The sequence below is a fragment of the Devosia epidermidihirudinis genome, from assembly GCF_000971295.1.
GTDB classification, from domain to species: domain Bacteria; phylum Pseudomonadota; class Alphaproteobacteria; order Rhizobiales; family Devosiaceae; genus Devosia; species Devosia epidermidihirudinis.
In genome coordinates this window covers 245,859-259,553 of the sequence record NZ_LANJ01000019.1, presented here as the reverse complement: position 1 = coordinate 259,553, position 13,695 = coordinate 245,859, and the positions used below count along the sequence as shown (strand labels likewise).

Here is a 13,695-nt window from a genome sequence, read left to right as displayed (position 1 = left end):
CATGAACAAGCTTCTTCTCGTTACAACCGCTCTGGCACTGGCGTTCGCCGCCCCGGCCATGGCTGAGACCAAGGTGAGTTTCGCCTATTGGGGCGATCCTGCCGAGTTGCCGCCGTTCGAAAAGATCGTGGCGGATTATGAGGCGGCCAATCCAGACGTCAAAATTGAAGTGCAGCATGCGCCGTGGTCTGGCTATTTCACCCGTCTTGATGCGCAGCTTGCTGCGGGCGCTGGTCCGGATGTGTTCTTCATCACCAATGTGCCCACTTACGCGGCGCGTGGGCAACTGGAACCTCTGGACAAGTGGATCGCTGACAAGGGTTTCCCGATCGATCAGTTCAATCCGGAAGCTCTGTTGATCCATCAGCTGGACGACGTGCTCTACTCGGTGCCGCGCGATAACGACACCAATGTGCTCTATTACAACAAGGCCGCCTTTGATGAGGCTGGCGTTGCCTATCCAACTGCGGATTGGGACTGGGCAGCGCTGCGCGATGCAGCGATCAAGCTGACCGTTACCGATGGTGGTCGCATCACCCGCTATGGTCTTGCCATCGAAAAGAACAACTGGAGCAACTGGGTTCGCCAGAACGGTGGAACGACCTTCGATCACCCAACGCGCCCGACTAAATTCACGCTGGACGAACCAAAGGGCCTTGAGGCCATCCAGTTCATCGGCGACCTGATCAATGTCGACAAAGTGACGCCGAACTTCACCGAGCTGGATCAGGCTGGCGGTACGGGCCAGCTGTTCTCGAGCCAGCAGGCGGCTATCGTGTTTGCCAATGCGGCGCGTCTGGGCACGTTCGCAGACGCCGACTTTGAGTGGGCGGTGGCGCCGCTGCCAAAGGGCCCAACGGGCATCCGGTCCAACAGTCTTGGTGGCGCTGGTTTTGGCATCAATCCAAATGCCAAGGACAAGGAAGCGGCCTGGAACTTCTTCGCCTACCTGGCCGGTGAGCCCGGTCAGGTGGTGTTTGCATCCGCTAACGCATCGGCAGTGCCTGCCCAGATTGGCAACGCAGCCGTGAAGGCGGCCTTCAAAGCGCCGTTCGCTGATGTGTTCCTGTCTGAAGCAGCCAACGGCAAGCTGAATGCGTCCTTCCCCAAATACGTCGACATCACCAACCTCTATCTGCAGCCTGCGCTGGATCTGGTGTGGAACGGTGAAGCGACGGCAAAGGACGCCATCGGCGGCATCGTTGCGGACGTAACCGCAAAGCTGGCCGAGTAACGCGCGCTTGCTGCCCGGCGTCAGGCGCCGGGCAGCTTCCAGACAATAAGGGAGATAGGTCATGCGGGTTTTCGATTCCCACGTGCATTATGGCTTCTGGGACAAACTGTTCGGCCGCGACGCGGAAAAGGGTTTTCTCGAAGCTTTGTCGGACACCTGTGAAGATGCGGGTGTGCAGAAGGTCGCGCTGCTGGCCAATCCGGGTCGAGGCAATGACAAGCTGTCCTGGGCGCTCGAACAGCGTCCCGATCTGATCATCGCGCTGGGCCGTCTGGAGCTGGATAAGGACCCGGTGAGCCTCGTCGAGGATTTTTATCAGCGCGGATTCCACGGCATCAAGACGACCGGGGTTTCAAAGAACTACGACCATCCCGACTACTACCCGTTCTATGAGGCGGCCCAGGCGCGTGGTCTGCGCATTCTGTTCCATACGGGTGTGCTGGGTGGACCAGTCGACTATCTCGAAGGCTCCAAGGAAGACGCCTGGAAGGCGCCTCCAGCGGCAGGCTCGCCCGAGGAAGATGCACTGGTGACGCGGCTGTCGCGTAATATCAAGCGCGAGCAATATGGGTTCTCCAGCGCCCGTATGCAGCCGATTTATCTCGACACCATCGCGTTCTATTTCCCCGAGCTCTTCATCATCGGTGCCCACCTCGGCTGGCCGGATTATCGCACCGCCAGTGCGGTCGCCCGTTGGCGTCCACGGCTCTATTTCGATATCTCGGGTGGCGACGTGGTGCACAACCACATCGTCGAGGGCGGCTATATCGGCAAGGAAATCAGCCCGCGCAAATTGCTCTATGGTTCGGACAGTGACCTGCGCCGCATCAAGGGTGATATCCTGCGCTGGAAGGCGGCCTTCGACACGATGGGTCTCACCGAGGACGAGCAAGACCAGATCTTCTACCGCAATGCCGCTGGCATTTACGGCGTAGATAGCTAGACGATGGCGCGAGCTCGCACACCGCTGCGTCTAAGAGATGAACGCGTGGCCTGGCTGTTTTTGCTGCCAAGCCTCGTGCTCTTTCTGCTGTTCACCGGCTTGCCGGTGGTGGCGGCTCTCGTCATTTCCTTTACCCAATGGGACCTGTTCAACCCGCCCCAGTTCGTGGGGCTACAGAACTATACCAGCCTGTTCAATGACCGCATTTTTGGGCAGGTCATGGGTAATACCGGACTTTATGTGCTGGCGTCGGTGCCGATCCAGATCGTGCTCGGACTGCTGTTCGCGCTCGGCCTTAATCGCGTGATCCACGGCAAAACCGTGCTGCGGATCGCCTATTTTCTTCCGGTCGTGACCAGCACCATCGCGGCGGCTCTGGTGTGGTCGTGGCTCTTCAATACCAATTTCGGTGTGGTCAACGCGCTGCTGAGCGCTGTCGGCATCGCCGAACCGCCGAAGTGGTTGTCGTCGAGCAAGTGGGCCATGCCGGCTGTTATCATCGTGTCGGTCTGGCAAAATCTGGGCAATGGCATGGTGCTGTTTTTGGCGGGCCTGCAGAACATCCGTCAGGATGTTTATGACGCGGCTGCGCTCGACGCGGCCCGGGGATGGAAACGGCTGTGGTTCATCACCCTGCCGCTGCTGTCCCCGACGACATTTTTTGTGCTGATTATCACGCTGATCGGCAGTTTTCAGGTGTTCGAATTGGTCTTCATCATGACCAATGCAGGTCCGGCAAACGCCACCAATACGCTGGTCTTCTACATCTACCAGAACGGGTTCCAGTTCTATCAGATGGGCTATGCCAGCGCCGCTGCGATGATACTGTTCGCGATCGTGTTGTTCATTACGCTGGTGCAGTATCGCCTGCAGAACCGCTGGGTGCACTATGGCTAGACCAACGCGCCACAGTGCCTGGGACTGGGTGATCTTCATCGCGCTTTTGGCGGGTGTCATCATCACCTGCGCACCCTTCGCCTGGATGATTTCGACGGCCATCAAGCCGAACGCGGAAGTGTTCCGTTTTCCGCCTACGCTGTGGGTCGAGGCACCGCTTTGGGACAATTTCCTCCGTGTCTTCACGGTCATCCCGTTTGGCCGGGCCTTCGCCAATTCGCTGATGGTGACCGGCGCCATCACCATTTTGCAGCTGATCGTGTGCTCGATGGCGGCTTACGCTTTTGCCTGCTTGCAGTTCCGGGGGCGCGAGGTTTTGTTTCTGATTTACCTGGCAGCGCTGATGGTGCCATCGCAGGTAACGCTGATCCCCAATTTTCTGGTGGTGCGCAATCTGGGGTGGATCGACACATATCAGGGGCTGATCCTGCCCTTCGCCTTCTCGAGCTTCGGTACGTTCCTGTTGCGGCAGTATTTCAAGACGATCCCACGGGAGTTGATCGAGGCCTCACGGCTTGATGGCTGCAGCCACTGGCGGATCTATCTCTTCATCGTGCTGCCACTGGGCAAGCCTGCCCTTGCTGCGCTGGCGATCTTTGCGTTCGTGTCGCAGTGGAACAACTTCCTTTGGCCGCTGATCACGACGACCAAGCCTGAAATGCAGACGGTGCAGATCGCGCTCTCGACCTTGCAGGGTCAATTTAACACAGACTGGCCCTTGCTGATGGCGGGGAGCGTGCTTGCCACAATGCCCGTGCTCGCAGTGTTCATCCTTGGCAACAAGGCATTCATTTCCGGCCTTACCGCCGGCAGTTTTGGCGGAAAATAACCATGGCAGATGTCCAACTGAGCGGTGTGCAGAAGGCTTATGAGGGGCACCGGGTCTTGCATGGCATTGATCTGGCCATCGAGGATGGCGCATTTTGCGTCTTCGTTGGTCCATCGGGCTGCGGCAAGTCCACGCTTTTGCGCATGATTGCTGGCCTCGAAGAGGTCACCGCGGGGGTGATTTCCATTGGTGGCGCCGAGGTGAATGACACCGACCCCGCAGACCGTGGTGTCGCCATGGTTTTCCAGTCCTATGCACTCTATCCGCACATGAATGTCGCGGAAAATATGGGGTTTGGCCTGCGCATGACCGGTACCCCGCGCGCGGAGATCGACCGGCGCGTCAGTGCAGCGGCCGAGACGCTCCGCATCGGAGAATTGCTGCGGCGGCGGCCTGCACAGCTCTCGGGAGGACAGCGGCAGCGCGTCGCTATCGGCCGCGCTATTACACGGCGGCCGGAGGTGTTTCTGTTCGATGAGCCGTTAAGTAATCTCGATGCGGAATTGCGCGTGCAGATGCGCGTCGAGATCGCCAAGCTGCACAAGTCACTTGGCAATACGATGATCTACGTGACCCATGATCAGACCGAGGCGATGACGCTGGCCGACAAGATCGTCGTCATGCGGGCAGGGCGCGTCGAACAGGCCGGCAAGCCGCTCGACCTCTATGTTGACCCTGACAATGCTTTCGTCGCTGGGTTTCTTGGTTCGCCACGAATGAACTTCCTGAGCGCCACTGTATCAAACGGCGGTGCGACACTCAGCGACGGTCAGATCATCGCACTGCCGCCTCTGTTCGCATCACCCACGCCTGGTACGGCCCTAAGCATTGGCCTGCGCCCCGAACACTTCAGCCAGCCGAGCGAGCCAGACGCTTGGCTCGATCTCAAAGTCGACGTCACCGAGCATCTTGGCGGAACCAGCTTCGTCTACGCCCGTGGCCCGGGCGGTGAGGAAGTTATCATCGAACAACGCGGCGCAGCGCCAGAGCAGGACCAGATCAGAGCAGGTTTCCGCGTCGCTGACGTCCTGGTGTTTGACGCAGACGGTCAGCGTATCCGCTAAGCCCCTATACCGGCTCGCTTGCCTTGTCGCGGGTGTGCCAGGCGCCGTCGCGCCATTCGCGGACCGTGACGGTGATCTGGTCGGTGCTGATGTCGATCAGGTTATAGGCGTTCGGCTCGCCGCGCAGACGGGTGGAGATGGCGGATGAGGCCTGGGCGATCAGAATTGGTGCCACTGTCGATTTACTGAGGCCCATTGGCTCGCCTTCGCGGGCTGCAGAATTGGTCTCGTGCTTGCGGACATAGGACAGGTGAAAATGGCCGGAGAGCACGAGGCGAACCCCGAGGCCGGCAAAGGTCGCAAGGGCGTCGTCCGCGCGCTTTACGCGCTTGGTCTTCTGCACCATTGGCTCGGTAGGAAACAGCAGCGGATGATGAGCGACAATGATACGGACGGCTGTCGGCGAAGCCTGGGCAAAGCGCTGTTCCAGTTCTTCCAGCTGGCCTCGCGAAATCGTGCCGTGTCCCCAGTTCCATTCAAGGCGCGCCCGTCGTGATGTGCGCATCCCCACCAAGGCCACGCCGTTCATTTCTAGAAAGGGCTCAAGATCGGGCGAGATATAGCGCCGGTAGAGACCATAGGGATTGATGAAGCGGCGCAGCACGTTGACGGCCGGGACGTCATGGTTGCCGGGCACCGCGAAGACCGGCGCATCGAGCGTGTCGAGGAATTCGCGCGCCTGCACAAACTCCTCCCTGGTGCCGATCTGGGTGAAGTCCCCGCTAGCCACCACCAGATCTGGCTTTTGCGCATTGATGTCGTCGGCAAAACCCTCGGCCAGAACGGGATCGTGGTGGCCGAAATGAAGGTCTGAGATGTGGAGGATTTTCATGCCGCCTCCTCAGGCGCTACGGTGGTCGCTGGCACGATGACCGACAGGGCGCCTGGCCTGATCGTGAAATTCAGCGGGGTCTGAAGGCTCATCACCTCGCCGTCGAACATGACCTTGAGGGTCGGTTTGCGCGCATCAATGGTCACGCCCTTAACACTCTCCATCGTCAGGGCCTCGTCGTTTTTCCATCGACCCAGCAGCATTCCGGTGGTGAGGCGAATGAAGTCGCCGACGGTAAAGTGGTGCAGCACATAGAGGGTGAGGGTGCCGCGATCGAGGCTGTGGCGGGAGAAAAACAGCCCGAGCCCTTCGTCATAGGCGTTGCTGGCGACCGCGATGGCCTGCACGCGTTCGACGCGACGTTCACCATCGCTCGGCTCGATGGCCACGGCGATCCTCCTGGCGCGCGCCAATCGGCGGAAAAAGTATCGCAGAAAGCCGATTTTTGCAGTGGCGTCCTGCCTGCCGCGAATGTGCTCTCGCCCGGCGGCGACGCCGGGAATGAGCCCCACGACGACCTTATGCAGGAACACGCGGCCGTTGACTTCACCCACGTCGATCCGCTGGCTTGAGCCCGTCGCCAGTGCGGCGACAGCCCCCTCCAGATCCAGCGGCACGTGAAGGTCCTTTGCCAATGCATTAACGGTGCCAAGCGGCAGAATGGCCAGGTTCTTGTCGCTGCCGACGAGCGCCGCCGCGAGCGCGGTGATGGTGCCGTCGCCGCCTGCCGCTACGATCGTCTCAGCGCCGCTTGCCATCGCTGCGTCGATCCGCTCCGCCAGATTGCGCTCGCTATCGGCATCTATCTTGGCATCAAGCCCATGAGCCTCGAACAGGCGTTCAAGCTCGGCCGACGTAACGCCGGTGGCGTTCGCCGTGCCTGCATTGGCGTTGAGAATGACGTAGTGGGTGGGATGGGGCATGTTCTGGACGGTCCAATCTCGCCTTTGTGCAGAGGTGGAACGTGTTCCCCGGATGTACGTTGCGCTCTAAATAGCGAGAAAATGCCAAAATGTTCGATCGACTGGTCCGATCCACGCCCTATCGCCGCCTTCGTGGCTTTGTCAGCGGCGAGGCGCAGCTCCTGGCTTCAATCGCTGCCGTCAGCGGATTGATCCTGATTTTTCTGTTCATCGCCGATCTGATGATTGAGGGGGAACTGGAAGCGTTCGATCAGACGATCCTGATGCTGTTCAGAGATCCAGCCAATCTTGCGGTGCCCATTGGCCCGGCCTGGCTCCGGGAAATGGTGCGGGACATCACCTCATTGGGAAGCTTCGCCCTGCTGGGATTGATCGTGGCATCAGTGTGTACCTACCTGTGGCTGGTGCGCATGCGGGCGGAGGCCTGGTTTGTGCTCATTTCCGTGCTCGGGGGCACCATTCTTAGCACTGTGCTGAAAATGGGTTACAACCGTCCGCGCCCGGATTTGACTGCCATGTCGCAGCAATTCACCGCCAGCTTTCCCAGCGGTCACGCCATGCTGTCAGCCGTGACATTCCTGACGCTCGGCGCATTGCTTGCACGGCTTGCCCCAACAAGGGCACTGCGCATTTTCAGCATTGGCATGGCCGTGTTTCTCACCCTGCTCATTGGCCTCAGCCGGCTCTACATGGGCGTGCATTATCCGAGCGATATTCTCGCCGGCTGGTGCCTCGGCGCCGCTTGGGCCCTTTTCTGTACCGCGATTGCGACCGCCCTGCAGCGGCGAGGCACCCTCACACACGGCGCAGAGCCGACTTGAGGTCACGGTTATGCCTGGCTGGTGAGCTATTGGCGGATCATGAGTTCGGCGAGAGCGTCGAAGTTTGACGGGAGTTCTGCGGAGCCGGCGGCGACATTATTTCGGCTGAGGACATAGGCGAGAATGTCGGCATAGGTGGCATCGCTCAGCGTGCCGGGGCGATCGGGCGGCATGGCTGCCTGCATGTAATCGAACAGGAAGTCGGCGTTAGAATCAAACCACTTGCTGCGGAAGGAATTTCCCCGAAGCGGAGCGCCGCCAAACTCGCCGTCATCAAGGTTTTCGCCATGACAGTCCAGACAGTTGCGCCGGTATTGATCGTGCCCGCGCTGTGCCTGAGCTGCCGTGAACGATGCTGAAGGAAGATTGTCTTCGGCATACGCCGTTGTGCTCGCGATAACGAACGAGGGCAGTACCGCAATTATTGCGAGGCGGCTTCTCAGAGTGCGTTTGGCTTTTGCTGTCGTCATATCAAGTCTCCTCTCCATCTGTATTTTGCTTTTCTGAGAGCGCGGGGGCGGTGATGTTGGTTCGTCGATCCGTGCTTGAACGGCGCCAGCCGCTGGGTCAGCTTTACTTTGCCATATTAGTTAGTAAGGTTGACGAACGTTATGTATACATACATGATCTTGCAGTGCTCACAAGAGGTGGAACTCTTTTTCGAAGCACGCCGCTGGCATCGGGAGGATATCGCCATGCAAAAACGAAACCTGCTCATGAATACTGCCCTGGTCCTGATTACGCTGAGTGCTGCGGGCATCAGCTCTGCCCAGGAAGCGTCTCGACTGGATGGGATCACGCCAGTCACAACGGATACTTTGACCAACCCCTCCGACGGAGACTGGCTCCACTGGCGGCGGACTTATGACGGCTGGGGCTATAGCCCGCTGGAGCAGATCAATAAGGAAAACGTGGCCAATCTGGGGGTTGCCTGGACTTGGTCGCTAACGCCAGGTGCTACTGAAACGACACCGATTGTCCACGATGGCGTTCTGTTCATCCATAACAACATGGATACGATTCAGGCGATCGACGGCGCGAGTGGCGACCTGCTCTGGCAGTATGTACGCGACATGCCCAAATCCGTCATCGACTCGGGCACGGGTACCAACGGCGCAACCAAGCGCAATATTGCCATCTATGAAGACAAAATTATTGTTGCGACTACAGACGTTCATATCATCGCGCTCGACGCCAAGACCGGCAAGCTGGTCTGGGACGTGCAGCCAGCAGACTTCAACAAAGGGTTCCGCTATTCGGCTGGCCCGGTCATTGCCGACGGCGTTATCGTTCAGGGCATGACCGGCTGTGGTAACGGTCAGCCTGGCGGTTGCTTTATTTCGGGGCATAACCCGGATACGGGCGAAGAGCTCTGGCGGTTGAACACCATTGCACGTGACGATAGCTGGAATGGTCTTCCTATTGAGGCGCGCTACGGGGCATCGGTCTGGATTGCGGGTACCTACGATCCTGCTACCAACACGGTCTTCAGCGGTGTGGGGCAGCCCTATCCATGGATTGCCGAGATGAGTGGCCTGTCGCCCGCCAGTACCAAGGAGGGTGTCACCAATGATGCGCTCTACACTGACTCGACATTGGCTCTAGATCCCGAGACAGGCGAGCTGAAATGGCATCATCAGCATCTCAAGAACGATACCTGGGATCTCGATTATATCTATGAGCGTATCCTGGTCGATATGCCTGTCGATGGCAAAGATCGCCAGCTGTTGGTGACTGCCGGCAAGCTTGGCATTGTTGAGGTTATCGACCGCAACAATGGCGACTGGGTGTGGGGCGTTGAAACCGTGCCGCAAAACGTCGTTTCTGCAATCGATCCGGTTACCGGCGAAAAGACCATCAATCCCGATGCCATTCCGCGTATCGGCGAGACGACAGTGAACTGCCCGGCTGACCCAGGTGGTCGTGGCTGGCCCGCGACCGCCTACAGCCCACGCACTCAGAACCTCTACCTGCCCCTGGCGGAATTCTGCTCCAACACAACGCCACAGCCACTCGACGCTGGCCAGATCTATACTGGTGGTGGACGCGCAACCTTTGCACGCATTCCGGTTGAGGGCAGCGATGGCAATATCGGTCGCATCGACGCGGTCAATCTGGCCGATCGATCGACCAGCTGGAGCTATCGCCAGCGTGCGCCCATTACCAGCGCCCTGCTGCCGACTGCAGGCGGCTTGGTGTTTGGTGGTAGTTGGGATCGAAACTTCTACGCATTTGACGACGAGACCGGTGACATCCTGTGGCAAATCCGGACCAATAACGTCGTGAATGCCTTTCCGATCAGCTACGAAGTCGACGGCAAGCAGTACGTTGCTGTTGCTGTTGGTCGCGGTTCGAGTCAGGCCAACACGCTGGCGTCGCTGACGCCGGAAATCCAGAACCCTGTTGCGGGTTCTGTGCTGTGGGTCTTTGCCCTGCCAGACGCAAAGTAAGCCGAAATGGGGCGCCCTCCTGCGGCGCCCCAATCTTCCCTTGTGTACCGGGTGATTGGCGCGATGAAGGCTCTAGCAGCGACCGCTCTTGCATTGTTGATGCTGCCGGCTGCCTCGGCTGGCGCGCAGGAAAACGAATTGCCCAATATGCCGGACCAGGAGTTGTTTGGTCGGCCTAGCGACGAATATGCCCTACAATTTTGTGTTGATCCCCGTGATCCGGGGTGGACGTTGGACAAGGCTGTTGGTGAGGCGATTGCTGACGCGCTCTTGCTAGAGGCCCGACCGGTAGTACTCGATGACGTAAACGAAACTGGAGATTTCATCGCGCTCTATCGCTATCTTTTGGGGGAGTGTCGGGTCTTTCTTGGATTTAAGATGATTGCGGCTGGCTATCCCGAGTGGCTGACACTGACGCGACCCTACTACGAAACGGGCTACGTGTTTGTGGCGCCCAAATCGGCGCCGGCACGTCTTGCCGATATCGCGCCAGGAACTCCGGTCGCGGCCACGCTTGGTTCCAGCGCTGATTTCCGCTTCGTGCAATACAACAATAATCTGCCAGCGAGGCAGCGCTGGCAGCGATTTCCATACTCGTCAGATGAACTGACCCTTGAGGCGGTGGCTGATGGCGTAGCAGCGGCTGGGCTGGTGTGGGGACCGAGCTTCCGGCAGCTAAGGCATGACCACCCTGCCTTTGCAGAGCTCGTTGAGATAGATTCCGCGCCAATCTCGCTGCCAGTGATGGCCGTAGCCGGGGTCCTGCTCGGGCAGGATAGCTTTCTTCGGGCGAGTATCGATGAGGCTATTGCATCATTGGTTGCGGACGGGGTTCTTGGCGAGCTCATTGAGCGGTCTGGCATGCCCGGAAACGCGCCGCGCGAGTGATGCTTGGTGGCGTGCTAGTATTGGCGAACCACATTCGCCGTATCTTGCGAGATAAAGCGCAAAACGACGTCGACATGCGGGGCTAGGATCTGATGCGGCAGCCCTGTTGCCACGATGCAGATGGCAACAACACTCAATATCCAGCCCGAGCGGACGAACCAGCTTCGCAGTCGCGCTTGGCTCGCCAAGAGCAGGTGCCCACCCACTAGCGGGACCAGAGGTAAGAGGTTGAGCATGACGAAACCGACCGACATGCGGGCCATCGCTACTAATCCATTGGCAAGGACAGCGGCCATGGTGATCGAGGCAGCATTGCTCATCCAGGGCAATAATTTGATCGCGGCGAATGCAAGCAGCAGCAGGCAGGCAAGGGGCGCCAGTATTATGGCAACGACGCCCCATAATCCGCCGCGTATGCGGCAAGCGTCCGCCATTTGTGGCCGTATCCAGCCCAACCCAAACACTGCGATCGAAATTGTGCCCAGAACATCAAGATGGGCAAGTGGGTTGAGTGTTTGCCGTCCGTCCTGAGAGGGGCCGGGGTCGCCTAGCAGCCGGGCGCCGACGGCCATAACATAGCCGCTGACGGCAATGATCGGCAGGGAGACGATGAGGCGCGTGAGGAGTGTCTGTAGCGTCAAGTCTGCCAAAGCATCACCCCTCTTGCATCACCGCGGCGTGTTCTAGGATGCCGCGCGCCGCTTTGTATCCGATTGCGGATACCGGAAGCGGGTGTCGGTCAGGCCCGCCATATCCTGCATCTCAGCAACGACCATCTGAATGGCGACAATGTCGACAATCGCCCTCGCAATTGGGTCGCTCATGTGCGGGACCGGTACAACCAAAGTCGCGGTGTCGGTCTGCTGTCTGTTAGCGAGCAACACAGCTGCGCTGCCAAAGGCAGCCGCTTCTGTGGCGATGCTGGGCTCGCGGCCGGTGCCGATGGCGATGAGGCCGGTGTTCTGGTCCTGTGACTCCATCGGGCCGTGTAGATAGTTACGCGTATCCCAGGCAAATGCGGGCATGCGCGCGGCTTCGCGCAGCAAAATCACGCCTTCACCGGCTGTTGCCAGCCCCACGCCGTTGCCAACCACGTCAATTGACGTGCTGAGCGCGAGTCGTTCGGCGGCGCGGAGCGACGCTGGCCCATTGGTGCGCAGTAGGGTTTCCACTGTTTCGGGAAGCGCCGTGATCTCGGCCGGAATGCCCCGATTGGTCAGTGCCTGCGTCAACAAGCCGATTGCCAGTAGCATTCCGGTATAACCGGTTGAACTGGCTCCGTTGTCCGCGCCGCTCTCTGCGGCAATCACCAGATCGCACAGTTCGGCAAGCGGATTGACGGCATCACGACAGAGCACCATCCGAGGCAGAGGCGCTGCATAGGTGGCTGCGTCCAGAATCTCGGCGCTTTCTCCCGATGCGGACAGCAAGATTATGCCGCCATAAAGACTGAGATCACTGGTCTCAAACTCGCCTGGGTAGAGAGGGAGGGCAAGTATACCCGACTGGCGAAGATAGTGTGCCCCGGCCAAGGCGACTTGATAGCTGGCGCCGATGCCAACCAGAGCTAGCGGCCCCTTACGAAAATGCTCCAGGTTCACATCACCCGCAAGGCTGGCAAGGTTGGTCAGGCAAGTCGCTAGGCTTTGGGGTTGGCGATTTACTGCAGCGCGATAACCGACGCGTTCCATGATGGTCCTCGATTTCAAGTGTGAGCGTTCGGCATGGAAAGGCGCCGCGCCAAAGTGAGCGCACCTTTGACGGGTGCGGCGTCCAGCAAGGTGACCCGACTGGAGGGATGTTTTTTCGCCATGGCCGTGTGAAAAGCCTCCATGAGGCGCGGTTGCTGGACGATTACGCCACCTCCGGCAACAACATGTCGGGCGTCGGCACCGCGGCCAACAAGCGTCGTAACTAGCTCAGCCAAGGCCTCTCCGGCCTGACTGACAACCATTGTGGCCAGCCTTGATCCTGCCTCTGCAGCCTCGAACACCACTGGCGCTTGCTGCCCCCATACAACGCCATCACCCATTTCATAGAGGCGTCGGCCCAGCTTGATGGGGTCATCAATGCCGAGCGCGCCCAGCAACATGGCGATCAGCGGGTCGTCGGATAGGCCGTGATCTATAGAAGCCCGCACCGCGCGCGCCGCATCGCGCACTAGAGTTGGAGCGCTCCCTTCGTCGCCCAAAAGCCAGCCCCATCCGCCCGCCGCCAACATATTGCCCGTAGCAGAGCGAGATACTGCGATGGACCCGGTGCCGGATACCACGCCGATACCGGCGCTAAAGCCGGCAGCTGGGATCAGGAGCTCGCAGTCATTTACGACTCGAACGGGGCAGGAGAGCACTGTGGCAAGTGCCGCTTGCAGTTGATCGCAATGCCAGTCGGTGTCGCATCCGTGCGCGCCGACTGCCACTGCCGTAGGCGTTTCCTCTCGGCACAGGCTTTGCACCAAATCGCGGATTGAAATTGCGTTGGATTGCACATCTGCTACGCGCCACTCGGCGGTACGTACCACGTGTTCGGCAAGGTCGGATTCGCCATTCGCCGCAATTAGATGCGTCTTGGTCCCTCCGATATCGATGCCAACAACAAGCTGGTTATTCATCAGTCGTCCTGTTCGGCCCACCATGGGCGTTCGTCGTTGGCAGTGTGGGTCTCGTGAGTGAAGGCCCGCGGTACTCTGGCAACAATTCTCGGCGATTACAAGTTAGTTCGGAATTTTTACGAACTAACTGGATATCGGCTTAAAACTATGATTTGGTTGCTGCGTCAAGGCTCCATAGATGGTGAGCTGTCGATGAGAGTCGA

Annotated in this window: 14 protein-coding genes; 8 read left to right on the top strand and 6 right to left on the bottom strand. The window is 59.2% G+C overall.

Annotated features, from left to right (window positions below; genetic code table 11):
- Position 1 precedes the first annotated feature (1 nt).
- From WH87_RS12970 to WH87_RS12950, 5 genes are all read left to right on the top strand, one after another.
- Complete coding sequence (locus WH87_RS12970) at positions 2-1,234, top strand: ABC transporter substrate-binding protein (RefSeq protein WP_046137374.1); 1,233 nt, start codon at positions 2-4, stop codon at positions 1,232-1,234.
- A gap of 61 nt (positions 1,235-1,295) precedes the next feature.
- Positions 1,296-2,177 carry an amidohydrolase family protein gene (locus WH87_RS12965; protein WP_046137375.1) on the top strand — a complete coding sequence of 294 codons (882 nt, stop codon included), beginning with the start codon at positions 1,296-1,298 and terminating at the stop codon, positions 2,175-2,177.
- A 45-nt stretch (positions 2,178-2,222) separates the two neighbouring features.
- Positions 2,223-3,074: a carbohydrate ABC transporter permease gene (locus WH87_RS12960; protein ID WP_197410810.1), complete on the top strand. Its 852-nt coding sequence runs from the start codon at positions 2,223-2,225 to the stop codon at positions 3,072-3,074.
- Complete coding sequence (locus tag WH87_RS12955) at positions 3,067-3,903, top strand: carbohydrate ABC transporter permease (RefSeq protein WP_046137377.1); 837 nt, start codon at positions 3,067-3,069, stop codon at positions 3,901-3,903. Before WH87_RS12960 ends, WH87_RS12955 begins: the two co-directional genes overlap by 8 nt.
- A gap of 2 nt (positions 3,904-3,905) precedes the next feature.
- The gene (locus WH87_RS12950) at positions 3,906-4,967 is read left to right on the top strand and encodes an ABC transporter ATP-binding protein (RefSeq protein ID WP_046137378.1); all 1,062 of its coding nucleotides are present in this window, start codon (positions 3,906-3,908) and stop codon (positions 4,965-4,967) included.
- A gap of 4 nt (positions 4,968-4,971) precedes the next feature.
- On the opposite strand, the gene WH87_RS12945 is transcribed toward WH87_RS12950, so the two are convergent.
- Positions 4,972-5,799, bottom strand: coding sequence for a metallophosphoesterase family protein (locus tag WH87_RS12945; protein WP_046137379.1), 828 nt, complete (start codon positions 5,797-5,799; stop codon positions 4,972-4,974).
- Entirely contained in the window at positions 5,796-6,722 is a 927-nt protein-coding gene (locus WH87_RS12940; protein ID WP_046137380.1) for a diacylglycerol/lipid kinase family protein, read from the bottom strand. Before WH87_RS12940 ends, WH87_RS12945 begins: the two co-directional genes overlap by 4 nt.
- Positions 6,723-6,811: 89 nt before the next feature.
- Between WH87_RS12940 and WH87_RS12935 the strand changes: the two genes are divergently transcribed.
- On the top strand, positions 6,812-7,543 hold the full coding sequence (locus WH87_RS12935; protein WP_052726163.1) for a phosphatase PAP2 family protein: 732 nt from the start codon (positions 6,812-6,814) through the stop codon (positions 7,541-7,543).
- A 26-nt stretch (positions 7,544-7,569) separates the two neighbouring features.
- Here WH87_RS12935 and WH87_RS12930 read toward each other — a convergent pair whose 3' ends face one another.
- Positions 7,570-8,013, bottom strand: coding sequence for a c-type cytochrome (locus WH87_RS12930; protein ID WP_052726164.1), 444 nt, complete (start codon positions 8,011-8,013; stop codon positions 7,570-7,572).
- Between the two features lie 225 nt (positions 8,014-8,238).
- On the opposite strand from WH87_RS12930, the gene WH87_RS12925 reads away from it, so the two are divergent.
- Together WH87_RS12925 and WH87_RS12920 are read left to right on the top strand one after the other, a co-directional pair.
- On the top strand, positions 8,239-9,993 hold the full coding sequence (locus WH87_RS12925) for a pyrroloquinoline quinone-dependent dehydrogenase (RefSeq protein ID WP_197410809.1): 1,755 nt from the start codon (positions 8,239-8,241) through the stop codon (positions 9,991-9,993).
- A gap of 63 nt (positions 9,994-10,056) precedes the next feature.
- Positions 10,057-10,881, top strand: a complete 825-nt coding sequence (locus WH87_RS12920; RefSeq protein ID WP_197410808.1) for a type 2 periplasmic-binding domain-containing protein — start codon at positions 10,057-10,059, stop codon at positions 10,879-10,881.
- Positions 10,882-10,895: 14 nt separating this feature from the next.
- Here WH87_RS12920 and WH87_RS19090 read toward each other — a convergent pair whose 3' ends face one another.
- The 3 genes from WH87_RS19090 to WH87_RS12905 are packed head-to-tail and all read right to left on the bottom strand — an operon-like array spanning position 10,896 to position 13,492.
- Entirely contained in the window at positions 10,896-11,531 is a 636-nt protein-coding gene (locus WH87_RS19090) for a zinc metalloprotease (protein WP_156458222.1), read from the bottom strand.
- A 33-nt stretch (positions 11,532-11,564) separates the two neighbouring features.
- Entirely contained in the window at positions 11,565-12,572 is a 1,008-nt protein-coding gene (locus tag WH87_RS12910; RefSeq protein ID WP_052726167.1) for an SIS domain-containing protein, read from the bottom strand.
- Positions 12,573-12,586: 14 nt separating this feature from the next.
- Complete coding sequence (locus WH87_RS12905) at positions 12,587-13,492, bottom strand: BadF/BadG/BcrA/BcrD ATPase family protein (RefSeq protein ID WP_046137382.1); 906 nt, start codon at positions 13,490-13,492, stop codon at positions 12,587-12,589.
- Positions 13,493-13,695: the final 203 nt, after the last annotated feature.

Bases quoted from the DNA above. Each gene is read 5' to 3' on its own strand.
- WH87_RS12970 (WP_046137374.1), top strand. From the start codon at position 2: ATGAACAAGCTTCTTCTCGTTACAACCGCTCTGGCACTGGCGTTCGCC.
- WH87_RS12965 (WP_046137375.1), top strand. From the start codon at position 1,296: ATGCGGGTTTTCGATTCCCACGTGCATTATGGCTTCTGGGACAAACTG.
- WH87_RS12955 (WP_046137377.1), top strand. From the start codon at position 3,067: ATGGCTAGACCAACGCGCCACAGTGCCTGGGACTGGGTGATCTTCATC.
- WH87_RS12950 (WP_046137378.1), top strand. From the start codon at position 3,906: ATGGCAGATGTCCAACTGAGCGGTGTGCAGAAGGCTTATGAGGGGCAC.
- WH87_RS12945 (WP_046137379.1), bottom strand. From the start codon at position 5,799: ATGAAAATCCTCCACATCTCAGACCTTCATTTCGGCCACCACGATCCC.
- WH87_RS12940 (WP_046137380.1), bottom strand. From the start codon at position 6,722: ATGCCCCATCCCACCCACTACGTCATTCTCAACGCCAATGCAGGCACG.
- WH87_RS12935 (WP_052726163.1), top strand. From the start codon at position 6,812: ATGTTCGATCGACTGGTCCGATCCACGCCCTATCGCCGCCTTCGTGGC.
- WH87_RS12930 (WP_052726164.1), bottom strand. From the start codon at position 8,013: ATGACGACAGCAAAAGCCAAACGCACTCTGAGAAGCCGCCTCGCAATA.
- WH87_RS12925 (WP_197410809.1), top strand. From the start codon at position 8,239: ATGCAAAAACGAAACCTGCTCATGAATACTGCCCTGGTCCTGATTACG.
- WH87_RS12920 (WP_197410808.1), top strand. From the start codon at position 10,057: ATGAAGGCTCTAGCAGCGACCGCTCTTGCATTGTTGATGCTGCCGGCT.
- WH87_RS12910 (WP_052726167.1), bottom strand. From the start codon at position 12,572: ATGGAACGCGTCGGTTATCGCGCTGCAGTAAATCGCCAACCCCAAAGC.
- WH87_RS12905 (WP_046137382.1), bottom strand. From the start codon at position 13,492: ATGAATAACCAGCTTGTTGTTGGCATCGATATCGGAGGGACCAAGACG.